Source organism: Sphingomonas aerophila (assembly GCF_014199305.1).
Classification (GTDB): Bacteria; Pseudomonadota; Alphaproteobacteria; order Sphingomonadales; family Sphingomonadaceae; genus Sphingomonas; species Sphingomonas aerophila.
In genome coordinates, this window is sequence record NZ_JACIJK010000006.1 from 178,929 (window position 1) to 201,460 (window position 22,532).

Sequence of the window (22,532 nt, forward strand, 5' to 3'; positions counted from 1 at the left end):
CGTTGCCGTTTTCACCCCCGGCGATTATCGCGGCGCACCATGACAGGGGCGAGAGGAAGCGGGCGGTGATCTTCGAGGGCACTCACGAGGTAGAGCGGGCAGTTCGCGCAGTGCTCGGCGACGTCCTGGGCCTGTCGCCCGAACGCACCGCCGAGTTCACGGATGTGACGCCATTGTTCGGCGCGCTCCCCGAGCTCGATTCCATGGCGGTCGCAGGCGTGCTGACCGAGGTCGAGGACCGCCTGGGTATCGTGATCGAGGATGATGAGGTGGATGGCGAGACGTTGTCGACCTTTGGCGCCCTCGTCGCCTTTGCCGCTCGCAAGACAGCCGTTTAGCACCGCGCCGGCATGACCGGCCTGCGGATCGACAGCTATGACTGGCAAGGCGGGCATGAGGCAATGCTGCGCCTCGGCCCCGACCACGCGCCCCTTGCGATCATCGCGCCCGCGCTGTTCGAGGAAGCCAACCGCACACGCGCCTTTACCCTCGCGATTGCACGCGCCCTGGCGACTCATGGGATCGGCGTGGCCATTCCGGACATCCCCGGACAGGGCGAAAGCGTGCTTCCAACCGACCGCGCCAGTCTGGCAGACTGGCGAGCGGCCTTTGCCGCAGCAACCGCGCAGATCGGCGGCCAGGTGCACGGCATCGCGATCCGCGGGGGCGCTATCGTCGACACGGACGCGGAACTCGCCAGTCGCTGGCGCCTGTCTCCGATCACCGGCCAGACCGTCCTCTCCGATCTTCGCCGCGCCTCCCGCCATGCAACCGTCAACGGCGAGCCATCAACCCTCGCCGGAAACCGGCTAGCTGCTCCGCTCGTCGCCGCACTAGAGGCAGACGAGATATTTCCATCAACGGGCGGCCCGGTTCGGACCGTCAGGGTCGACACCGACCCGCGCCCAGCAGATCGGCATGTCGCTGGTTCGCCCTTGTGGCGCCGAAGCGAGCCAGCCAACGATCCTCCGTTCGCAGCTACGCTCGCTGCCGACATTGCCCAATGGATCACAAGTTGCGGAGGGTGATCACCTTCACCTGCGACAGGGCGAGCCTGCTCGGCACGCTCGACGCGGCTCCGGGCGCCACGGGCCTGTTGATCCTATCGGGTGGCAACGAGGTTCGGGCAGGCGCTCACCGCGGCATGGCACTGCTCGCTGCCAAGGTGGCATCCGCCGGATATCCCGTGTTCCGCTTCGACCGTCGTGGAGTCGGCGATTCGGAAGGCGAGAATGGCGGCTGGGAAAGCGTGGAACCCGACCTCATGGCCGCCCTCGCCATGCTGCGCCGCGAACAGCCGCAGGTCACCCGCGTGGTGGCACTTGGCAACTGCGATGCCGCAACGGCGCTCGCCCGGTTAGGTGCCCGTGCCGGGGTAGACGCGCTGGTGCTCACCAATCCCTGGACCGGCGACGACGCGGACGGACTGCCCCCCGCTGCCGCGATCAGGCAACGCTACGGCCAGCGGCTGCGCGATCCGGCGATGTGGCGGCGCGCGTTAAGCGGCAACATCGCCTGGGGTAAGCTCTTGCGCGGCATGGCTAAGAGCCTAGTTCTCGCCCCCAGCACGCTACTGAATCGAATGGCTGCGGATCTGGCCGCCTTCCCCGGCCCGCTGACGCTGGTGCTTGCCAGAGGAGACGCCACCGCGATCGGCTTCCGCGCCTTCTGGACGGGCGCGGCCTTTGCGCCCGTTCGCGACCGCGCGACCCTGGTCGAACTCGACACAACATCGCACAGCTTCCAGCACGCGGCCGACGCCGCCGCGCTGGAAGCCGCGGTGCTGGCAGCGCTTACCAGGTAGCTTCGGCGTTTTCCTTCTCGCGTGGCGGCTCGTTCATCGCCGCCACGTCGGACTCGAACTGAGCGTGGGCCAGGAAACGCTCGGCGTCCAAGGCAGCCATACAGCCTGTGCCAGCCGCCGTAATCGCCTGGCGATACACCTTGTCCGCCACGTCGCCGCAGGCGAACACACCCGGGACGGAGGTCTTGGCCGTGCCGGGCTCCACCTTCATGTAACCGTCAGCGTCCAGTTCCAGATGTCCGCGGAACAGCTCTGTCGCCGGCGAGTGGCCGATCGCGACGAAGCCGCCCTCGACGTCCAGCCTTCTCTGTTCGCCGGTGCAGGTGTCCACCAGGTCGAGCGCGACCAGCCCGGCATTGCCCCCGCCGTCCACGAACTCGCGCACTTCCTTGTTCCACAACACGGTGATGTTGGGGTGCGCGTGCAGCCGCTCCTGCAGGATGCGTTCGGCACGCAAGGTGTCGCGGCGGTGGATCAGCGTCACGTCCTGCGAATGGTTGGTGAGGTACAGCGCTTCTTCGACGGCGGTATTGCCCCCGCCGATTACCGCAACCTTCTTGCCGCGGTAGAAGAAGCCGTCACAGGTCGCACAGGCGGACACGCCCTTGCCCTTCATCGCGTCTTCGGACGGGATCCCCAGCCACTTTGCCTGCGCGCCGGTCGCGATAACCAGCGTTTCGCCCTCATAGATGTCGCCCGAATCGCCGGTCAGGCGGAACGGACGGCGTGACAGGTCGATGCCGACGATCGTGTCCCATACCATGGTGGTGCCGACATGCTCGGCCTGTGCCTGCATTTCCTGCATCAGCCAGGGTCCCTGGATCACCTCGCGGAACCCCGGATAGTTCTCGACGTCGGTGGTGGTGGTCAGTTGGCCGCCGGGTTGGATGCCCTGCACCACGATCGGCTTCATGCCCGCGCGCGCTCCATAGATTGCGGCAGACAACCCGGCGGGGCCGGAGCCGAGGATGAGCATGCGGGTAGTATGGGTCGCCATGAAAAAAGCCTCTTAGGAATCGGTGCTGATCTAGGATGTTGGCAGCCTGATTTGAACCGATCGATTTCGGTTCCCGTCAGGGCATCCAAAGCTGCCCCGGCTCGTTGTGGCCAGAGCGGAGGATGGCGTGACACAAGGCAGCAATATCCCGGCCGAAGGGTCGGGCAAGGTTGAGATAACCGAGTACAAGGGCGCGGCAGGCGGCTGGGGGTCGATGAAGTCGCTCGTCCACATCCTGCCCCAAGAGGACGCGATCGGTCCCGACACGCTCGACACACTCAGGCGGCAGAACAAGCCCGAGGGCTTCATGTGCGTGTCCTGCGCCTGGGGAAAGCCGGCCAAGCCGCACATCGCCGAGTTTTGCGAGAACGGCGCCAAGGCAACCGCGTGGGAGCTGACCAGCTACCGCGTCACGCCGGACTTCTTCCAGCAGCACACTGTTGCCGAACTGGAGCAATGGCCCGAGTACAACCTCGAACAAGCCGGCCGGCTTACGCATCCGATGAAATATGATCGCGCGACCGACAAATACGTCGCGGTCAGCTGGCAGGAGGCGTTCGATGGCATCGCCGCCCGGCTGAAAGGGTCGGACCCCAAGAAGGTCGTGCTCTATTCGTCCGGCCGTGCCAGCCTGGAAACCAGCTACATGTATGCGCTGTTCGGGCGTCTCTGGGGTACCCAGAACCTGCCCGATTCGTCGAACATGTGCCATGAAACGACGTCGGTCGGGCTGAAGAATGCGACGGGTTCCCCGGTCGCGACCATCCAGCTTCAGGACTATGACAAGTGCGACGCGATCTTCTGCTTCGGGCAGAATGTCGGCACCAACTCGCCCCGCATGCTCCATACGCTTCGCGACTGCGCCAAGCGCGGGGTGGAGATCGTCACCTTCAATCCACTGAAGGAGCGCGGATGGGAGAAGTTCACCGATCCCCAGAACCCGATCGAGATGGCGACGGGTAAGTCGACCCAAATCTCGTCGCAATATCACCAGGTCCGCGCAGGCGGCGACATCGCCGCGATCCTCGGCATCTGCAAGCTGACCATCGAGGCAGACGACCAGGCGCTGCGTGATGGCGGCGAGCGCGTGCTCGACCACCACTTCATCGAACAGCACACGGTTCGCTTCGAGGAGTTCGCCACCTTCTGCCGCAACGCGACGTGGGACGACATTACTCGCGAAAGCGGGCTGACGCGGGAAGCGATCACGGAAGCTGCCCGCGTGTACATGAATGCCAAGGCCGTCATCAACGTCTATGGCATGGGCATCACCCAGCACCGCTATGGCATGGACAGCCTGTACATGCTGACCAACATGCTGCTGCTGCGCGGCAATATCGGGCGCGAAGGAGCCGGACCGGGGCCGGTCCGCGGCCATTCCAACGTGCAGGGGCAGCGCACCGTCGGCATTACCGAAAAGAGCGAGCTGGTGCCGGTCGACAGGCTGAAGCAGCTCTATCAATTCGACCCGCCCACGGAAAAGGGTTGGGACACCGTCGAAAGCTGCCGCGCCATCATCGCCGGCGAATGTCAGGGCTTCGTCCAGCTCGGCGGCAACTTCCTGCGCGCGGCCCCCGATTATGGGCGCCTGCGGGAAGCCTGGGCCAAGCTTCCTTTCACTGTCCACATCGCGACAAAGCTCAACAAGAGCCACCTCGTGCCGGGTGAAGACAGCTGGATCCTCCCCTGCCTTGGCCGGTCGGAGCTCGACATGCAGGCGACCGGCCGACAGGCGGTGTCGATCGAGGACTCGTTCAGCCACATCTACGGGTCAGTTGGGAAGGCAAAGCCGGCGGCAGAAACGTTGTTGTCCGAACCCGCGATCGTCGCCGGCATTGCCTCGCGCGTGCTGCCGCCCAATCCGAACATTGATTGGGAAGAGTGGGTCGGCGACTATGGCAAGGTCCGCGACGCGATCGAGAACACCTATCCCGACAAGTTCGCCAACTATAACGGCCGCCTGTTCCAGCCCGGCGGCTTCTGGAAGGGCAACCCCGCCGCGCATCGGAAATGGGAAACGAAGAGCGGCAGGGCGGAATTCAACGCCCCCCGGGCGCTCAACTCCGCAGGGTTCGCGGACAAGGAAGGCCGATATCGGCTGGTGACGCTCCGCTCCAACGATCAGTTTAACACCACCATCTATGGCTATGACGACCGATTTCGTGGCATCAAGGGGACCCGCCAGGTGGTCATGATGTGCGTCGCCGACCAGCAGCGATTGGGGGTCAAGGACGGCGACATCGTTGCGCTCGAGAGCGACGCGGACGACGGCATTGATCGCGTCGTGGAAGGTCTCCGCGTCGTCAACTACGACCTGCCAGAGGGCACGATCGCGGGCTATTATCCCGAACTCAACGTGCTTGTCCCGCTGGAACACCATGCGCTCGAAAGCCATGTTCCGGCGGGCAAGTCCGTCCCGGTCAGGGTGCGGGTGTCTGCATGACGGGGTTGCTGGGCGCTGTACTGGCTGGCGGGCGGTCGAGCCGCTTCGGGTCTGACAAGGCGCTGGCACTGTGGGAGGGCCAGCGACTGATCGACCGGTCCCGCGCACTGCTGGAACCCTGGTGCGATGAGGTCATCGTGGTCGGTCGGAATGATGATGGCGCCGGAGTGGCCGATCTTCCGCGCGCAAGCCTCGGCCCGCTTGGCGGCATCGCCGGGGCACTCGATTACGGGGCAAGCCACGGCTATCGCTGCGTCCTGACGATCAGTTGCGACATGCCGTTCCTGCCCGATGGCCTGGTGGAGGCGCTGGTCCGTCGCGGCCCCGCATACTGTTCGGACGCGCCGGTGCTGGGGTACTGGCCGTCCGCCCTCGGCGCACAACTGCTCGGCTGGATCGAGACTGCGCCCGATCTGTCGGTGCGCGGCTGGGCCCGCTCGGTCGGCGCGCTACCCATCGCCTCCCCCGCTCCGCTCGCCAACGTCAACACGCCCGAGGACTTGCTCGCCCTGTGACCGGGCCCGTTGCCGGCGACACGGTGAGGCGAGCGCCGACGCTGGTCCTGCGCGCTGACACCGTTCTACCCGGTGAGCGAGTGATTGCGGTGGAGGCGCCCGTCGCGATCGAGGTCGACGGGCTCGGCTACGCGGTAATGATGATGACCCCGGCCGATCTCCAGGCGTTTGCGACGGGGTTCATGCTGACGGAGCGGCTTGCCGACAGCGCGGCCGACGTGATCGATGTGGAGCCTTTCGAGTCACAGGCGGGCTGGATCGTGCGCGTGGCCCTGTCTGACCGATGCCGTGGGCGCATTCAGGACCGGGTCCGCCACCGCACCAGCGATACAAGCTGCGGCTTGTGCGGCATCGCCGGGCTGGAACAATTGCGGCGCCCGGTGTCGGGCCGGCCTGCCCGCCCGGAGGTCGCCTCGCCCGCTCTCTTCGCCGCCCTGGCCACACTGCGCGACCGACAGTTGCTTAACGCGGAGACCGGAGCCGTTCACGCCGCCGCCGCCTGTGACCGGGATGGTGGCATTACCCGCGTCATGGAGGATGTTGGCCGTCACAATGCCCTCGACAAGCTGATCGGCGCGCTGGCGCTGTCGGACGAGGCACCGGGGTTCCTGCTCGTCACCTCGCGGCTCAGCTTTGAAATGGTGGACAAGGCGCTTGTTGCAGGTGTGCCGCTGCTCGTCGGCATCTCCGCACCCACCAGCCTCGCTCTTGATCATGCCCGCGAGCATGGGCTGACGCTGATCGCCCTGGCACGGCACGATGCGATGCTGGTCATGAACGATCCGTGGGAGGCCTTCGGGCCTGGTAGCGGAGGACAGCTACCCACTTAACCGAGCGGTGAAGACCATTAAGGTTTGACCGCTCGGGCCGCAGACAGCGGCCCTCTCCCCTCGACGATAAGCATCAGCCAGCGCTCACGCGCTCCACCGTGATCCCGACTTGGGAGCGGCGCTCCTAACCCGCGTCTCCTCGGGCGACGCCTCAGAACCTGCGACTGCGCACGGCTGCCGACCTCGGTTCAGCTGGCGCTTTCGTGCGCCCATCGACTCCGCAGTGGGAGCCGACACGATGTCGAATGCCAAGAGCACTGACGCAGCGCTGACCGCGCGCCAAGCTCGCCAGATTACCCAAGGTTTCACCGCACGCCTGACCGGGCGCGCCGAACGCGGCGCTGACCGGAAGGTCCGCCGCAACAGCGTCGACGTTGGCGATCGCCGGGCGCAGGTCTCCCGGCCGATCGGCGACGGCACCATGGCCGGCGCGCTGTCCTGGATCGACTGCCTGCTGAAAGCCGTCTCGGAATGGGACAATATGGAGCGCCGCAAGAACGGCGCCCGGCCGCTCGGGCTGTACGGCCTGCGCGTGCTCGAGGTGATCCTCGGCCGCCACGGCGCGATCGCGATCGACTTCAAGTCGGGCCGCCTGGACCCCGCGATCGACACGATCGCACGTGTCGGCCGGATAAGCCGAACGACGGTGGTACGCGCTCTCGCCCAGCTGCGCGCCATGAAGGTGCTCAGCTGGATCCGCCGGACAGAGAGCACCGGCCGCGATGGCCTGTTCGGGCCGCAACGTCGGCAGGTGTCGAACTCTTACTAGTTCACGCCCGAGCAGCTGCCTGCGCGCGTGCTACAACGCCTCCGCGACCTGGTCGCCCGTCGGGCGCTCCGCCGCCGCACTGGCGCTGAGAGCCCGCCGCACGCCCCGCCCTCACCCGCAGAGCCGTCGAGTCCCGAACTTCGCGCTGTTCTGGCCCGCGTCTCGCAGGCCCTGAACGCGAGTCCACCATCCCGTCTGTATCCCTGCTCAGGGGTTGAAGGATAAGAGGAATGGGATCGTTCAGACGATCCCATGCGCTGATTTGAAGTCCCCCAGGCCGAAACGGCCCACCTTCCACCACCGGACCGCTTAGACGCGCGGTCGGGACCGGGCGGCCATGCCGCCCGATGCTGCCGGAGGGGGACGAGCACGAAGCGTGCCGATCAGCCGCCATCGGAGCGGCCTACGGCCGGCGAAGCCTAAAATGGTGGCCCCTCCGCGGGGGACTTTGGAGGGGCCTCAGGTTGGGGTCTGTCAACACGGAAAGGCTGCTGACTCGTCAAAGATACGCAACGCGATCCGCACTTCCCATGCCGAGAACATGACCCCAACTTTTTACCCAAGAAACGTTCGCGGCGCGCATGAAGGCACTGCGCGGTGTTCGGCCCCAACCGGCCCTGACTTTCGAGCCCCTGCCATCAATCTGGTCAGGTGATCAGAACCGCCCAGGCATCGAAGAGCTCGCGCAGCTGGTCGAGATACTCACCGCGATCATATGCGGCCTTCACCTTGTTCTTCGGCGCATGAGCCAGCGCCCGCTCGATCAACTCGCCGTCAAACCGCCCGCCTCGATTCATGATGGTAGAAAAGGCCGCGCGCCAGCCGTGCGGCACGTGGCGGCCGGAGAAGCCAGCTCGACCATACAACGCGCCGATCGCCGCCTCGCCGATCGGCGCCGACCCGGTGCGGCCGGGGAAGATCAATTGCGCGGCGTCCCGAATATGATCGCCCGCCAGGCCGCGTGCCTGGCGCAGCACCTCCACCGCAGCCGGCGACAGCGGGACCAGATGGTCGTTCTTCGGATCCAGCTTCTTGGCTGCCGCTTGCTTCATCCGAACTGCAGGCACACGCCACACCGGCGCCGGGCCGTCCAGGTCCAGGATCTCCGACCAGCACGCGCCCCGAACCGCGGCCAGGCGCATGGCCGTAAGTGCCAGGAAACGAGAAGCCAGTTTGAACGACGGCGCGGCGCCCAGCTGGTCGACAGCGGCCAGCAGCTCGCACACCTGGTCGACCTCGAGGAGCGCAGGCTGATGGCGTGCCGGCTTGGGCGGCATCAGCGCGCGGCCGACGATCGCGGCCGGGTCGCTCTCAGCCCAGCCCTCGCCCATGGCGTAGCAGAACACGGCCGAGATCCGCTGGCGCACCCGGCGCGCCGTTTCGCGTCGGCCGCGCCCCTCAACTGAACGCAAGGCGTTCAGCAGCACAGGCGGGGTGATGGCCGCCAGCGGCATCGCGCCGATTGCCGGGAACACGTCGCGCTCGAGGCTGTCCAGGACGTCGCCGGCGTGAACTGCGGTCCAGCGCGGCAGCATGTGCTTATGCCAGAGCCGGGCAACATACTCGAAAGCACGAACTTGCGCCTGGTCGGCCGCGACCTCGCGCGGATCCTCGCCTCGGGCCAGCTGCTCGCGTGCGAGCTCGGCACGTTCCCGCGCCTGGTCGAGCGTGACTTCCGGCCACTGGCCGATCGTCAGGAGCTGCTCTTTGCCGGCGAGGCGAAAGCGCATGCGGAACGACTTGGTCCCGAGCTTCGTCACGAAGAGGTGCAGCCCGCGCTCGTCGGTAAGCCTATAGGCAGCCGGCTTCGGCCGCGCGGCTTTCACCGCTGCGTTTGTCAGCATTTTAACCTCGCTCAAGTAAGGGGCCGGCATGGCCCTGACGTTCAAACAGTTCCTGCGATCGCGCCCAGCGACGGCGAGCGATGTCGGCCGGTTCGTCTCAGCGGCTCGCCGGGACCGACGCCTCGGGACCTGCACATGCTGGAAGGATCTCGAGCGCTACCTGCTCAGGATTGGAGCAGAGCCAGACGCGCGCGTGGCCGCTCGAAAAACGTGGCTGGCCTACGAAGCGGCAGACAATTTGGCGAAGCGGCACAACACACGGCCGAAGGTCGGTAAGCTGGCGGTAACTCCCGCCCTTTAGGCGGACACCGTGGCGCCTGGCCCGGTCGCCCTGAGAATAGCCGGGCCACCCGCAACAGTGGCGGAGAAACCCTCCGCCATGGTCATGCGCGAGCCGCGCTTCTCTGCCGTTCCTGATGTGTCGGCCGGGGCGCGATACCCCGGCCGGTACCCGCACTTTCAGGTAGAAACGTCCAGGTAGGCGCGGGACCTGAGACGGACGGAGGCACGAACGTCGGCGTTGAAGGTTCAGGTCGGATGCTAACAGGTGCACTCGTCACGGCCCTGCTTGCGCTTGTCGCGCCGACTACGTCCGCGAGGCAGACAGGAACGCAGGAGCGGAACGACGCGAGACAGAACTCCAACGATCTGGTCCTAATTCGCCGGACCACGACCGGCGCCTGGGCTTGGTCGAACTGGTGGAGCGCTCGGGGCAGGCTCTGCATGCTAGTCGAGACACTCGATGGTTCGGTCACGGCCGTAAAACGGGTGCCTCGGAGGGACTGCGCCAAGCCGATCCCGCGAGACTTTTGAAAGCGGCAGAGGTGCCCTCCGCCATGGTCGTGCGTGGACCGCACTCTTCCGCCATTCTCGACAGTTAGGCAGGTGGGTGATACCCCAACCGGTACCCGCTCAATCTAGCTCCCAACCTCGTCCGGCAGATTGCAACCTGCTGCCGGACGAGGCGGAGCGCTGGGGGGTGTCCCGCAGGTCCGCCTTGCCCTGCGACAGCGCAACCCGGAGGCAGGCTACGTGTGGCTGTCCAAAAGTGTCCACGCAGAATCGTGGTTAGCGGTTCAGCGCGTCTCACTTCGGATCAGCAGCTCGTTGACCTTCTGAGCACCGGCCGATCGCGTCGCCAGCGTCCAGGTCGTCGGGATCTCCTCGATCGAGAAGCGCGCGAACGCGTCCCGGACGAAGGGCGTGTCGTTGATCGAGATGATGAACTGGCCTTTGATGCCGGCGAGCTGCTCGGCCATGGCCAGATAGTCGTCGCGGCTGAAGTCGACGCCGTAGCCCTCGGTCTTGTCGTAGGGCGGGTCCAGGTAGAACAAGGCCCGTGCATCATCGTAGCGACGGATCACGTCCTGGTAGGGCAGCTTCTCGATCGTCACCGGCTCGAGGCGCCGGCTGAGCGATCTTAGGTTGGCCCTGATCTTCGCCAAGTTGAAACGCGAGCTGGCCGCGCGGTCCACGCCGAAAGTGCGGCCTTCGATCATCCCGCCGAAGCAGAGGCGTTGGAGATATAGGAATCGAACGGCCCGCTCGATATCGGTTAGAACCTCCGGATTAAGCCGGCGCTGGCGGTCGAACTCGTCCCGGCTCGCCGGCAGGAACGCCAGCTCGTCGACGAACGGCTGATAATGCCGGCGCACGATCCGGAACAGGTTCGCGACGTCGCCAGAGAGGTCGTTGATGACCTCGACGGGGGCCGGCTTGGTGCGGCGTAGGAACACCCCACCCATGCCGACGAACGGCTCGATATAGGCCCGGTGAGGAATGGTCTCGATCAGGGCGCACAGGCGCCGCGCGAGGTTACGCTTGCCGCCAAGATACTTGGCAGGCGGGTTAGCGACGATGGTCGCAGTCATAGGTCTCAGCTCTCTGGGAAGAGCACGTCGGCTATGCCATGGACCCGGCGCGCGGTCGAGAGATCAGCGGCGGGTGACGGTCTCGCCGGACGCAAGGTCCTGGACGATCGCCTGGGTGTAAGTCTTGCCGTTGATCTTGATCTTGCGATCGGCCGGCACGTTGTACCAGTCGACGCCACCACCGCCCCAAATGAGTGCGGTAGGCGTCAAAGCACTGAGCGTGTCGTTACCGCCATTGCCGCGAATGCCGTCCGACGCGGACCCTTTGTCGGTTGCGATGCCCATCAGGACATTGTCGTTATCATCGCCGACCAGCGAAGCGCCCCAAGGCGCGCCGATTGCGTTGGCAAAGCCGCGGATCCGGAAGGTGCAACGGCCGACCTTCACCTTGCCAGCCTTGAGGTCGATGGTCGCGAAGCTGTTCTGCCCGCGCGGCAGCTGCTCGCCGCTGATCGTGGCATCCGGCTTGGACGCGACGACGGTGTCCTTGGGACAGGCCGGAACGTTGGTCGCGACAGTGGAGGGGATGTAGAACGTCTCGGCCGCAGCCGGCGCCGCAATGACGAGCGCCGCCACTGCGAGGATCATGGACTTGATCATCGGATCTTCCTTTTCGTGGAATGCGGGTGTGCGCCCCCGCTGTTGCGATCTGTTGGCGAGCTTAGGGCCCGACGGTCACCCCCTATGGGTCCTCCCCGCGATCCTGCCCGTATGCGGGAGGCTGGGGCCCATCGCGCGCGTGTTTCCCATGTCCGGAAAACACTACGCCTTTTTATTACGCCTTTGGATCTGCCGGCGGGCCGCTGATCGGGCGCGGGAGGTGCCATGGCGCGATCGTCGACCCCGCGTCAGGCGCCCAAGAAGCGCAAAGCCGCAGAGCTTATCGTCAGCCTGGACGAATTCGCCTCGATCTGCGGCGTCACGCCCGAGACGATGCGCAAGCACCTCGCGCAGGCGCCGGCCGACGCGCCCTGGCTGATCGAACGCGGTCGCCGGGGCGTCGGCTACAAGATCGCAGCGGGCGGGGCGGTCGCCTGGTGGCGGACCCGGTCGGCCGGGGGCGGCGAGGACGACGCAAAGCTCGCCGCGATCGCCGAGCTGCGCATGCAGATGCGTTGGCTGCAATGTTCACTAACGACCGAACATTGGTCAACGCCCGGCGGGCGTGCTGACCGAGCTCAACTTCGGCAAGCATCTCGGCCAGCTGCAGCTTCGGCACGGCGAGCACCTCGCCCTCCGTTGCGTTGATGTGGGCGCGAACTTGCGCGACGTTGATCATGGTCCCCCCGACTAGTCAGGGTCGGGCAAATGCTCAAAAGGCGGCAGGACCGGCAGCTGTACAGGTGACAAGGGGGGCAGAAGGTCTCCCATCGGCTCAGACGCGGTGATCCCTAGCCCCCGCAGCGTCTCCACGATTACATGCCGGCAATGCTTTAAGTCGCGAATCCGCAAACTGCGGGGCGACCCGGGCGTCTTCTCAAGCACGCCCTCACGGACCAGCTGGTCTATCAGCTGTTGCGCGCGTTGCCGGCTAACGCTCAGCGCCGACGCGATCTCTCCGGACGTCGGGCTAGTGCCCGTCCGGATGATCCGCTGGATGACTAAGGCCAGCACCTCGGCGCGGCGAGGTGGTGACAACGGGGGTGTGAAAGGCGCGCCCATGTTTCCCCCAGACTACACCCCCGAGCGGAACATAGCCTGAACTCAATGCTGTAGGAAAGCACTGGCTGTAATGGGACCTTGTCAGTCTGGTCGCCAGCGCTACGCAGCGATCCATGCAAGTCCCGACTGAAGCTCCGGCTAGCCTTCAACGTTCACCCTGCCACGAACGCTTTATTCGGTTGTAAGGATGACGCTCGGCACTTCCAGCCCGCATCTGGCGCGGGAAAACATGACCCGGGAAGACCTCGCAAGAGGATTAGCCCGAGCACATGGGCTGCTATTGGATCAGGCGAAGGGTCTGGTGGACAACATACTCGATCAAATCGGCGCGGCCTTGGAGCGAGGTGAAAACGTGAGCATCGCCAACTTTGGGGTTTTCGAGATCCGAGAGAAGCCCGCGCGCATCGGCAGGAATCCTGCAACAATGCAGCCGTTTCCGATCGCCGCACGAAAAATCCTGACGTTCCGCATCGACAAGAATGCACGCGAGCGGATCTACGAAGCAGCTCGACCCGCCGCTTGAAGCTGCGATCTGAGATGGCGCGGTTGTCAGCGGCTACGTCATCGAAGACTGCAGCTCGGAAGCTATAACGCTGCTTCATCGGTCGACGGGCAGCGTGGCAACGCAGGCAGAGATGGCAATCGGAACGCTCAAGAGCATCGAAGAGCAGAGCGGCGTGCAGCACCGGTAAGCCGCTCCTCCTCGTGACATTCCTCCACCCTCCGGAAAGGATCCTGAGTCATGGCCACTGTTCACTATGTCGCCATTATCGAGCGGTCGGCACATGGCTTTAGCGTCTTCTTCCCTGACCTACCCGGCTGCACCTCGGCCGGGGACACGATGCAGGAAGCGGCGATCGCCGCTGAGGAGGCCCTGTCGAGGCATTTGGCCATGTCGATCGGGCATGGCGATCACGTTCCCGATCCGACTGACCTCGACCGGGTCAAGCGTGATCCGGAAGTCAACGAGGTTGGCCGCATTCTCGTCCGTGGCGAGCGGCCTGGCCGGACAGTTCGCGTCCAAGTGTCGATCGACGAGGGACTTCTTGCCCGAATCGATCGCGTCGCGAGGAACCGTTCCGGGTTCCTCGCGGACGCTGCCCGTCAAAAACTCGCTGCAATGGCATAGCGCCGGCCCGACCATGGCGGAGGAGTGATCCGGCATGGTCTCAAGAACTGGCGCAGTTGCGTGGCCTTTGCAGGCTAGATCGCGCCCGATACCCACGCGGTACCCGCACTGTTCCGGCTCGCGTAGTAAGCGAACGGGCCGCGCGCAGACGTTTATCACTCAAGATCAATGGGAACTTCCAACCGCTTCGTCCTAGGAAGTTCGACTGATGTGAGATTGTTTCTCAACCAACGTCGAAACTCGATGGTCTTGCTGACATAGCCAAACATGAAGAAGACTAGCCAAAAGCCGAGTGCGAGGGCCCACGCCCACTGGTAATCCGGCGCTCGGGTGAACCGGATTACCAGACCGGCAGCCAACGAGAAGGCAGTCGACAACCAGAACCAGACCCGACAATCGAGTTTGTAGCTCACGGTCAAACCTTCGAAGGTGCGATCCAATCGCAGGGAGCAAACGCCTAGTGCGTTGAACATCCAACCCTCGCCCTCCGGGCGTAGCTTACGCTCTCCGCCCTTTACCTGCGGAGTGAACTGGATCGTGTCCTCGCCGATCGTGATAGTGTCGACGGTTTGGGCATGAAGTGCGTCTCGAAGTCGGTCCCTTGCGTCCTGACTGGCGTTCAGGTCCTGATGCCGGATCCTAAGTTGACCCGTGATGGAAAGCGGAAAAGCCATGCGATCTGGTATAGCGCATGACGCTGAAAGCTGCGTGCGTAGTCATTAGCGTTGATTTGTTTCGACCACGCGGGCTTCGTGCCCTGCCCGCAACTAGCATCGCATGTGGATCTGCGAAGCCCGGGGAACTTTGGTTCCCCGGGCCGCCGGTCAATACAGCATGTCGCCTGCGCCAACGAGAACGTGTCCCAGATTAATGGCGAAGTCCGCCACGTGATCTCCATCGACGTCGCCTGACAAGAACGTGTTGCCTGAGACGTCCGTGGACAGGTGTAGGTCGCCAGCCTTGGTGAACGCGCCGGTTCCGACGAAGCGGAATGCTTGATCCCCTGCCTTCTGGGTATTCGCATCAATCAGATGAAGGTCGATATGATCGAGACCACGTTGGAAGTCCGTAATCGTATCGGTGTATCCGATCTGGCCGAAAACGAAGGTGTCTGCTCCGGCCCCACCAGTGTAGGTGTCGTTTCCTGCACCACCGTCGAGGATATTGGCGACGCTGTTCCCGATCAGCAGATCGCGACCCGAGCCAGTCGCACCGTCCTCGATGGTCGTGTTGTAAGCGATGCCGATGTTGTCCGACAGGAACCCGGGATTGGAGGTCTTGCCAGCGTAGATGGCATCCCATGTCGCCTGGCTGAAGTTCGTGCCGTAAAGCGAGTTTAGCTGTCCTGCATCGCCCTTGGTATAGCCACTGCTAAAGTGGCCGGCGTTTAAGTCCAGCGTCGCGTCAACTGACCAGCCGCTCAAGTCGAGCTTATCATGCTCTCCCCCGGCGTCATAGATTGTGAGGAATGGGTTCTTGTTTACCGCGAAGTCGTAGACATCCCGGCCAGCGGTTGAGTTGAAGCCGTAAGTTGTGGACCCGAGCCGCGTAGTGGTGTCGGCGCCATACATGGCCTGAACAGCGGCGATGTCGTCGAGCATGGGAGTCTGCGGCGTCTGATAGTAGCCCCCAGTCCCCCAGTTCACGAATCCTGTCGAGCCGGTATTGTCCGCAGCGAAGTACGACATGATCGTATATTCGTACGAGTCCTGGAAGAAGTACGCGCTGCTGTCGTAGGTAATCGGGTCAGGGATCCCGTCGCCGTTTGCGTCTGCACCGAAGTTGTAGTCACCTGGGTGCGAGAGCCCGATTGCGTGCCCGGTTTCGTGAACGAGGGTGGTCTGACCATACCCACCAGGCGCGACGTCGAAGTTGCTGGACTCGAGCCCGTCCACGAACACGTCGCCCTGGATCTTGCCGAACTTGCCATGGGTGCCAGCGTAGAACGGCGTATAGGCTGCGGCCTGAGCCGGGCCACCTTCGCCGGTATTCATATAGACGATGTCTGCTCCAGCCCCGTTCTTCTCGACGAACTTGACAGAAATCAGGTCATCCCAGAGGCCAATGGCCTCACGAGCAGCGATGCGCTGCTCGGGTGTGAAGGCGCTAAATTGGGAAACGGTCAGGCCAAGATCGCCTGCGTTCTTCGGGCTGTTGTACTGGCCACCGGGACTGTGTTCAGCGAAGCTGTACGTGATGACGCCCCTAGGGCCCACGTCCCAGATCGCTCCGGTCCTGTTCAAGTTCGCAGCGGCCTCCGCTTGCGTGAGGATGGGCTTGCCATTGAACGCGATCCCATCGCCGTCCGCGTCGACGATAATCTGCGACTGAGGACCTGCCCTCGAACCGGACGTAATCGATACGCCCGTCTCAGTTCTGTTCAAGTGGAACTTCTGCATAACGCCTCCCTGCCGCGGCGTGGCGATTTTCGCCTTCACCGAATTTCTCGAGCGTCACGAGCCACTTCGTCGGTGTCAACGAAAAAGGAGTTTCGCACGAGCCAATCCGCCGGGCGCTGATGGTAACGCTCGGCCAAGGAGGGCGGACAATCGATCCGCCATGGTCGCCGAAACACACGTATTTGCGTGGGTCTATTAGATCAGATTAGGCGATATACCCGTGCAGTACCCGCAGGAACGGCTCTCGATTGACCCCGAGACATAGAGCTCGAGACCAACTCACGCTGCAGTCGCGGACGATTTCGAAAGAGAGTGCTGAGAGCTCTGCGTTTTGAGGATGTACCACAAAGCCCAGCTTGGCCGTTGCACCCCTCGTTCGATCGTTCTCAGATGTTTATGCCCGACGAGGACTGATAAATCTGAAAGAGTCTGAACTGCTCAGTTTCCGTTACGCCGTAGCCTTCGGCTGCTAGCTCCAGCAGCCCGCACGCGTCCCGGATCACCACAAGTCCCCGCTTAGCGCTAATTAGGCCATACCCCTCGATGTCATGGAGCGCGCCAGTGACACCGGTCCGTTGCACGCCAATCATCAGACTCATGAACTCGTGAGTGACCGGCAACTGATCCGTTCCAAGCCGATCCCGGTACATGAGGAGCCACCTCGCCAAGCGCTCTGGAATTCGCTGATTCGCGTTGCTGATCAGACCCTCAGCGATTTGCACGAGCTTGACTTGGACTGAACGCAACAGCACGCGGCTAAAGTCTTCATCTTCTCTGAGAAGGCGGAGAGTGGAGGCCGCATCCAAAATCACGCCTGATAGGTGATCTCCCTGCACGATAGTGCGGTAGGGCCAACTTGTATCTGCCAGGACCAGAGGAGTGCCGCAGAAGCTCTCTGGCCCCGACAGGCAAATCTCCGTTCCATGCGGCTGAGAAGGCTTAAAGATCGATGCAATGCCGTCTTCAATGAACAGCGCAGATGTGATTGGTTCATCCGCTTCGCTGATCAGCGCAGATTTCGGTAGAATCACATGCTCGCAGTGAAGAGCCATGCGGGTCAGTGTAGCATCAGGTAGAATAGCCAGGAGCTTATTCCCGCCATGTCGTAGCGTTTGGGCGTCCATTGCGTGACACTCTCGGCCGGGTCGCAGTTCTACTCGGCCCGCGCACTATGGCGCCTTAGTAGGTCCGGAGCGAGCCTTATTTTCGAAAAGCCCCGGTTCTATGTCCAGAGAAGCCGTGAGGTAGGTTGGCGCAGCGATCGCGGCGGACCTTCGCCCATAGCGGACAAATGGTCCGCCATGGTTCCCGAAAACGACCTAAAACCCTAGTTCAACATGGCGATTTCGGGAGCGATACCCTCCCCGTAACCGCATTGCCGCGAATTGATGTTCACCTGCGACCGGTTTGCTTAGCTCGATCAGGACACGGTTCGTCAGGCCAGGCGGGCACCGATTTTGTCTTTCCCGGCTCCAGTCCGCCGATGTGGGCAAGAACCTCGGCGTAACCGGCATCCGTAGGCTTATAGACGACGCGAGCTTCGAGGATCTCGCCATCGCAACCAACGGACCCGAGATCGAGTACAATCTGCCGATCGGCGTCCATGGTCGCGACGCCGATGTTATCGCCGGCCTTGGTCGCAGGCTCACCCATCCGCCATGGTCGCCGAGAGGCGCGCGTTCGCGTGACCTTATAAGCACTAGTCCGTCGCAAGTACCCACCCGGTACCCGCGCCTACTACCGAGCTAAGTGCGGTTGGCCTCGCAATGTTAGATCCGCCGTTTGCGCTAAATCCGGGCTCCGCCCGGCCCGCCTGGTGCCGCAGGCTGGTCAACCGGTGCGGGACCAGCGTCCGGTGTCGGCTTATCGACCGGTCCGGGTCCGGCGTCCGGAGCCGGCTTGTCGACCGGTCCGGGTCCGGCGTCCGGAGCCGGCTTGTCGACCGGTCCGGGACCAGCATCCGGGGCTGGCTTATCGGCCGGCGCGGGTCCGGGTCCGGCGTCCGGCATGGGCTTGTCGACCGGTCCGGGTCCGGCGTCCGGCGCCGGCTTATCGACCGGTCCGGGTCCGGCGTCAGGCGTCGGCTTGTCGACCGGTCCGGGTCCGGCGTCAGGCGTCGGCTTGTCGACCGGTCGGGGTCCGGCGTCCGGCGTCGGCTTGTCACCTGCGCCGGGTTGCGCAGGCGCTGGGCCAGCAATCGGACCGGTTGGCGCTGCGCCCGCGTTAGGTGCGGACGGCTTGTCGGCCGGCGCAGAAGCCGCAGGTTTGTCGCCTGCGCCCGGCCCGGCCGGTGCAGGGCCCGTGTCCGGCGCCGCAGGCTTGTCGCTTGGAATTGGAGCTGCCGGCTTGTCGCCCGGGGTCGGAGCTGCTGGCTTGTCACTAGCGCCCGGACCGGTCGGTGCGGGACTGCTGTCCGGCGCCGCTGGCTTGTCGCCTGAAGTTGGAGCTGCCGGCTTGTCGCCCGGGGTTGAAGCTGCTGGCTTGTCACCACCGCCCGGACTGGCCGGTGCAGGGCCGGTTTCCGGGGAGGTGGGCTTGTCAGCTGGTGCAAGGTTCACGGGCGTGTCAGCGCCACTCCGCGGCGCAGGTAGCGAGCCTGCGTCGGCGGGCGAAGGCTTCGGCGTTTCAGTCGGAGCACTTGGCAGTCCAACCGACGGCCCAGGAGTGGCTGGCGTATACGACCCGAAGGCGATCCGCACGATCCTATCGATCCGGAAGAAGAAAAAGGAAGAGTACCAGGAGGAGGAGTCGATCCTCCAGGTCTACATGCAAGCGCTGGGCATGATCTGATGCCCTGCCAGCACGTCTCAATGCCGGGCGGCGGGACCGCCATCGTCTGCACCTCGCGGACGCGCCAGCGCTGCGCGTGCGGCCGTCCGGCGACGCTGCTCTGCGACTGGACGGTCGAGCGCCAGCGTAGCGGCACGTGCGATAAGCCGCTGTGCCGCACCTGCAGCACGTCTCCGGCACCGGACAAGGATCTCTGCGCAGCGCATGCGACCGAGTTCACCCGCTGGGCTGCAGCGCGCGCGGCTAAGCCGCCGGTCGAAGGGCTGCTGCTATGAGCGGTCTCGCCCGCGCCGCTCAAGTCGATCGCATGCTGCGGTTGCTCGATCGAGAAGCCGAAGTGCTCGGGCCCGGCGCGCATCAGCCGCTGGTCGAGCTCGAGGCGCGTGGTCTCGCCAAGAGCAAGACGGTACGCGGCATCGACGGCAAGATCGCGTCCAGTGTGATCTGGACGATCACGCCCGCCGGCCGTGCCCGCGCGGGAGGCGCACATGGTTGAGCGCCCGCAAGAGTTCGCCTGCCTGTGCGGCTTCGGTGCGCCTGCGTCGCAGATGTGCTGCGGCGCGCCCATGTACCCGGTCGGTCAGCGTCCTTGGGATAGCCCGGCTGCACTGGCAACGGCGGCATCGCCGGCAACGCCCGAAGCCGACGCGATCGGGGATTTGTTCAGGTGGGCAGCATGAGCCCGGCCGTCCTCTCCTGGCACGCTGCCATGGCTGACCGCTGGTCAGCTCGTGCGGCCGAGCTGCGCGCGCGTGCCGGCGCTGGCGATGACAACCGCGCCTTCATGTTGGAGCACCACGCCCGCAGCAACCGTGAATTCTGCCAACGGCACAACGCTCCTGTCCCGGCCACCGCGGTCGAGACGACGCGGATTGCCGAGCTGGAAGTCCGGCTAGCTGAGATCCAGCCGCGCCCGGGCCCCTACGGTCTAATCATCAACGGTGGTGAGATCATGGACCGCGTCCGTGACGGCATCGCCCGCGAGCTGGCCCGCTTGCGGGGCGACGCCGCACCAGAGCCGACGGCGAAACCAGCCCTGGCGGTCTGCCCGCCTGCCGAGGCGCGCCCATTCAGCGCTGGCCCCCAGCTAGATCTGTTTGGACTCGCCGCATGAGCCTCGCCCCGCTCTCCACGACCGCGGGAAGTGCTTTCTCGCGCGCCCAAACGGACGATCGCGCTAACCGCGAGACCCACGACTTCTACCCGACGCACCCGGGTGCCACGCGCGCCCTGCTGACGGTCGAGGCGTTTGACGGCCCGATCTGGGAGCCAGCCTGTGGCGACGGCGCCATGTCGACCGTGCTCGAGGCGGCTGGGCATCAGGTGATCAGCACCGACCTGGTCAAACGCGGCTATGGTGAGCAGCGCGACTTTCTGATGGAGTGGGCGCCCCGCGCTCCGCACATCGTGACGAACCCGCCGTTCCGCTGGGCTCGGGAGTTCGCCGATCGCGCGCTGCTGCTGACCCGGATGCCAGGTGGCAAGGTCTGCCTGTTTCTGCGCCTCGCCTTTCTGGAAGGGATCGAGCGCCAGCGCTGGTTCGCCACCACCCCACTCGCCCGGGTTTGGGTCATGTCGCGCCGCGTCCCGATGGCGCGAGGCAAGGCGCACGGCGAGGGCGACGGAAGCGGCGTGATCGCCTTTGCTTGGTTCGTTTGGGAGCACGGACATCAAGGCAAGCCGGACCTCGGCTGGCTCGACTGGAAAGCGGCCGCATGACCCCTGCCTTTGCCGCTCTCATCGATGCGATTGCCCGCGACATGGCGGCCGACGATGCTGCGCGCGTCACGAATCTCCGGAGTTCTTCATGCCCCGCTGCGCCATCTACGCTCGCTTCTCGACCGACAAGCAAAACGCCCTCTCGGCCGAGGACCAGGTCGCCAGCTGCACAGCACGCGCCGAGCGCGAAGGTTGGGAAGTCGCGGGCGTCTACACCGACGTCGCGATCTCCGGCACCAGCAACAGGCGGCCGGGCATGACTGCAATGCTCGCCGACGCCGGCGCTGGCACGTTCGACATCGTTCTTGCCGAGGCGCTGGACCGGATTTCGCGCAACCAGGCGGACATCGCGACCATCTTCCAGCAGCTCGAGTTCGCCAACGTATCGATCGAGACGCTCACGGAAGGCCGGGTCAGCGAACTGCACATCGGCCTCAAGGGGACCATGTCGGCGCTGTTCCTTAAGGACCAGGCCGAAAAGATCAGGCGCGGCCAGCGGGGCACCGTCAGCCGCGGCCGGGTGCCTGGCGGGCTGACCTATGGGTACGACGTCGTCAGCCAGTTGAACGACCGCGGCGAGCTTGATCGCGGTATCCGGAAGCTCAACCCGGAGCAGGCGGTAGTAGTCCGGCGGATCTATGCCGAGTACCTGGCCGGCCGTAGCCCGAAGATGATCGCCAAGGGGCTGAACGCTGACGGTATCCCCAGCCCTCGTGGGGGCGAGTGGCGCGCCTCTACGCTCTCTGGCAATCGCGAGCGCGGGATTGGGGTGCTCTGCAACCCGATCTACTCCGGGCGCTACCTCTACAATCGCGTGCATATGCGACGCGATCCGGAGAGCCGGCGCCGGGTGTCACGGCCGAATTCGGCCGAGGAACGCGTGTGGGTCGACATGCCAGAGCTGGCGATCGTGTCGGCTGCGGACTGGCAGGCAGTCCAGGACCTAGCCGAGCAACGCTCGATCGGCGCTCCGGTCCTGCACAAGCGCCCCAAGTACCTTCTGACCGGCCTTGTGACGTGCAAGCGCTGCAGCGGTTCTATGGTGATCAAAGGTGACGGCCGCCTCGGCTGCAGCCGTCATCGCGAGGCTGGCACCTGCGACAACCGGCACACCATCAAGCGCGTTGAGCTTGAGCAGCGAGTGCTGAACGGCATTACCGAGCAGCTGCTCGCCCCCGCTGCAGTCTCCCGCCTGGTCGCCCGTTATCACGCCGAAGTTGAGCAGCACGAAGCGGCGCGCCGGCACAAGACCGGCGACGTTGATCGGCGAATCGCGAAGGTGGAGAAGTCGATCGAGCGGCTGGTTGCCGCGATCGCGGAGGGCGGAGCCGGCTTTACGGAGATCCGCGAAGCACTGGCAGCGCGCAAGGCGGAGCGCGAGGCGCTGAAGCGCACCCGGCAAGAAGCCGAGGCTGCGCCGGTGATCGCCCTCAATCCGCACGTCGTCGCTGCGTATCGCCAGCGCGTTCGCGCGCTCGCGATGCACCTGGACGGTGAGTCGGCAACCGGACGTGAGGTGCTAGAGCGCCTGCGAGACCTGATCGTCGGCGTGCGCTGCGCGCCCCTGAACGATGGTGCCTGGGACGTGGAAGTGATGAGTTCGCTAGGTGGGGCCGTCGCCCTAGCGACGGCCTCATCTGCTTCCTTCAGGCCTTCGAGCGGTCTTCACCGCTCGGTTAAGATGGTAGCGGAGGAGGGACTTGAACCCCCGACCCCAGGATTATGATTCCCGTGCTCTAACCAGCTGAGCTACTCCGCCG

24 protein-coding genes and 1 tRNA gene are annotated in these 22,532 nt (G+C 64.7%); 15 read left to right on the forward strand and 10 right to left on the reverse strand.

Going from position 1 to position 22,532, the window contains the following annotated elements:
- Nucleotides 1–65 precede the first annotated feature (65 nt).
- From FHS94_RS19415 to FHS94_RS10890, 3 genes are read left to right on the forward strand one after another with little or no spacing between them, the layout of a single operon-like run.
- Nucleotides 66–338 (forward strand): phosphopantetheine-binding protein, encoded by a 273-nt coding sequence (locus FHS94_RS19415; RefSeq protein ID WP_184057689.1) that lies wholly within the window; start codon nt 66–68, stop codon nt 336–338.
- Between the two features lie 12 nt (nt 339–350).
- Entirely contained in the window at nt 351–1,028 is a 678-nt protein-coding gene (locus FHS94_RS10885) for a hypothetical protein (RefSeq protein ID WP_184057691.1), read from the forward strand.
- Nucleotides 1,025–1,804, forward strand: coding sequence for a hydrolase 1, exosortase A system-associated (locus tag FHS94_RS10890; RefSeq protein WP_343055248.1), 780 nt, complete (start codon nt 1,025–1,027; stop codon nt 1,802–1,804). Before FHS94_RS10885 ends, FHS94_RS10890 begins: the two co-directional genes overlap by 4 nt.
- Here FHS94_RS10890 and trxB read toward each other — a convergent pair.
- Complete coding sequence (trxB, locus tag FHS94_RS10895; protein ID WP_184057695.1) at nt 1,794–2,801, reverse strand: thioredoxin-disulfide reductase; 1,008 nt, start codon at nt 2,799–2,801, stop codon at nt 1,794–1,796. The genes FHS94_RS10890 and trxB overlap by 11 nt on opposite strands.
- Before the next feature lie 127 nt (nt 2,802–2,928).
- On the opposite strand from trxB, the gene FHS94_RS10900 reads away from it, so the two are divergent.
- The 4 genes from FHS94_RS10900 to FHS94_RS10915 all read left to right on the forward strand — a co-directional run bounded on the left by FHS94_RS10900 (nt 2,929) and on the right by FHS94_RS10915 (nt 7,358).
- Nucleotides 2,929–5,244 carry an FdhF/YdeP family oxidoreductase gene (locus tag FHS94_RS10900; RefSeq protein ID WP_343055249.1) on the forward strand — a complete coding sequence of 772 codons (2,316 nt, stop codon included), beginning with the start codon at nt 2,929–2,931 and terminating at the stop codon, nt 5,242–5,244.
- The gene (gene mobA, locus FHS94_RS10905) at nt 5,241–5,759 is read left to right on the forward strand and encodes a molybdenum cofactor guanylyltransferase (RefSeq protein ID WP_184057697.1); all 519 of its coding nucleotides are present in this window, start codon (nt 5,241–5,243) and stop codon (nt 5,757–5,759) included. The genes FHS94_RS10900 and mobA overlap by 4 nt, the downstream gene beginning before the upstream one ends.
- Entirely contained in the window at nt 5,756–6,589 is an 834-nt protein-coding gene (gene fdhD, locus FHS94_RS10910) for a formate dehydrogenase accessory sulfurtransferase FdhD (RefSeq protein WP_343055250.1), read from the forward strand. The genes mobA and fdhD overlap by 4 nt, the downstream gene beginning before the upstream one ends.
- A 238-nt stretch (nt 6,590–6,827) precedes the next feature.
- Nucleotides 6,828–7,358, forward strand: a complete 531-nt coding sequence (locus tag FHS94_RS10915) for a hypothetical protein (RefSeq protein ID WP_184057699.1) — start codon at nt 6,828–6,830, stop codon at nt 7,356–7,358.
- Between the two features lie 647 nt (nt 7,359–8,005).
- On the opposite strand, the gene FHS94_RS10920 is transcribed toward FHS94_RS10915, so the two are convergent.
- From FHS94_RS10920 to FHS94_RS10930, 3 genes are all read right to left on the reverse strand, one after another.
- The gene (locus tag FHS94_RS10920) at nt 8,006–9,247 is read right to left on the reverse strand and encodes a tyrosine-type recombinase/integrase (protein ID WP_246348544.1); all 1,242 of its coding nucleotides are present in this window, start codon (nt 9,245–9,247) and stop codon (nt 8,006–8,008) included.
- Between the two features lie 1,031 nt (nt 9,248–10,278).
- Nucleotides 10,279–11,073: a DNA adenine methylase gene (locus FHS94_RS10925; RefSeq protein WP_184057701.1), complete on the reverse strand. Its 795-nt coding sequence runs from the start codon at nt 11,071–11,073 to the stop codon at nt 10,279–10,281.
- 63 nt (nt 11,074–11,136) lie between these two features.
- Nucleotides 11,137–11,673 carry a calcium-binding protein gene (locus FHS94_RS10930; protein WP_184057703.1) on the reverse strand — a complete coding sequence of 179 codons (537 nt, stop codon included), beginning with the start codon at nt 11,671–11,673 and terminating at the stop codon, nt 11,137–11,139.
- 225 nt (nt 11,674–11,898) lie between these two features.
- On the opposite strand from FHS94_RS10930, the gene FHS94_RS10935 reads away from it, so the two are divergent.
- Nucleotides 11,899–12,321, forward strand: coding sequence for a hypothetical protein (locus FHS94_RS10935; RefSeq protein ID WP_184057705.1), 423 nt, complete (start codon nt 11,899–11,901; stop codon nt 12,319–12,321).
- A 42-nt stretch (nt 12,322–12,363) separates the two neighbouring features.
- Here FHS94_RS10935 and FHS94_RS19920 read toward each other — a convergent pair whose 3' ends face one another.
- Complete coding sequence (locus FHS94_RS19920; RefSeq protein ID WP_184057707.1) at nt 12,364–12,735, reverse strand: LexA family protein; 372 nt, start codon at nt 12,733–12,735, stop codon at nt 12,364–12,366.
- 187 nt (nt 12,736–12,922) lie between these two features.
- On the opposite strand from FHS94_RS19920, the gene FHS94_RS10945 reads away from it, so the two are divergent.
- Complete coding sequence (locus FHS94_RS10945; RefSeq protein WP_184057709.1) at nt 12,923–13,258, forward strand: HU family DNA-binding protein; 336 nt, start codon at nt 12,923–12,925, stop codon at nt 13,256–13,258.
- 219 nt (nt 13,259–13,477) lie between these two features.
- Nucleotides 13,478–13,864, forward strand: a complete 387-nt coding sequence (locus tag FHS94_RS10950; RefSeq protein WP_184057711.1) for a type II toxin-antitoxin system HicB family antitoxin — start codon at nt 13,478–13,480, stop codon at nt 13,862–13,864.
- 155 nt (nt 13,865–14,019) lie between these two features.
- Here the strand turns inward: FHS94_RS10950 and FHS94_RS10955 are convergent, their stop codons facing one another.
- The 4 genes from FHS94_RS10955 to FHS94_RS10970 form a co-directional block, all read right to left on the reverse strand.
- A complete protein-coding gene (locus tag FHS94_RS10955; protein ID WP_184057713.1) occupies nt 14,020–14,538 on the reverse strand; it encodes a hypothetical protein in 519 nt (172 codons plus the stop codon).
- Between the two features lie 150 nt (nt 14,539–14,688).
- Nucleotides 14,689–16,263, reverse strand: coding sequence for a M10 family metallopeptidase (locus tag FHS94_RS10960; RefSeq protein ID WP_221234706.1), 1,575 nt, complete (start codon nt 16,261–16,263; stop codon nt 14,689–14,691).
- Nucleotides 16,264–16,649: 386 nt separating this feature from the next.
- Entirely contained in the window at nt 16,650–17,387 is a 738-nt protein-coding gene (locus tag FHS94_RS10965; RefSeq protein WP_184057717.1) for a Crp/Fnr family transcriptional regulator, read from the reverse strand.
- Nucleotides 17,388–17,655: 268 nt separating this feature from the next.
- The gene (locus tag FHS94_RS10970) at nt 17,656–17,916 is read right to left on the reverse strand and encodes a hypothetical protein (protein WP_184057718.1); all 261 of its coding nucleotides are present in this window, start codon (nt 17,914–17,916) and stop codon (nt 17,656–17,658) included.
- A gap of 909 nt (nt 17,917–18,825) precedes the next feature.
- Here FHS94_RS10970 and FHS94_RS19790 point away from each other — a divergent pair.
- The 5 genes from FHS94_RS19790 to FHS94_RS10995 all read left to right on the forward strand — a co-directional run bounded on the left by FHS94_RS19790 (nt 18,826) and on the right by FHS94_RS10995 (nt 22,498).
- Nucleotides 18,826–19,053 carry a GapR family DNA-binding domain-containing protein gene (locus FHS94_RS19790; RefSeq protein ID WP_184057720.1) on the forward strand — a complete coding sequence of 76 codons (228 nt, stop codon included), beginning with the start codon at nt 18,826–18,828 and terminating at the stop codon, nt 19,051–19,053.
- Between the two features lie 271 nt (nt 19,054–19,324).
- A complete protein-coding gene (locus FHS94_RS10980) occupies nt 19,325–19,549 on the forward strand; it encodes a hypothetical protein (RefSeq protein ID WP_184057722.1) in 225 nt (74 codons plus the stop codon).
- Nucleotides 19,550–19,729: 180 nt separating this feature from the next.
- Nucleotides 19,730–20,167, forward strand: a complete 438-nt coding sequence (locus FHS94_RS10985; protein WP_184057724.1) for a hypothetical protein — start codon at nt 19,730–19,732, stop codon at nt 20,165–20,167.
- Complete coding sequence (locus FHS94_RS10990) at nt 20,164–20,772, forward strand: hypothetical protein (protein ID WP_184057726.1); 609 nt, start codon at nt 20,164–20,166, stop codon at nt 20,770–20,772. The genes FHS94_RS10985 and FHS94_RS10990 overlap by 4 nt, the downstream gene beginning before the upstream one ends.
- Nucleotides 20,773–20,860: 88 nt before the next feature.
- Nucleotides 20,861–22,498 (forward strand): recombinase family protein, encoded by a 1,638-nt coding sequence (locus tag FHS94_RS10995; protein WP_184057991.1) that lies wholly within the window; start codon nt 20,861–20,863, stop codon nt 22,496–22,498.
- On the opposite strand, the gene FHS94_RS11000 is transcribed toward FHS94_RS10995, so the two are convergent.
- A tRNA-Met gene (locus FHS94_RS11000) sits at nt 22,455–22,531 on the reverse strand. The two genes, FHS94_RS10995 and FHS94_RS11000, sit on opposite strands and share 44 nt — an antisense overlap.
- Nucleotide 22,532: the final 1 nt, after the last annotated feature.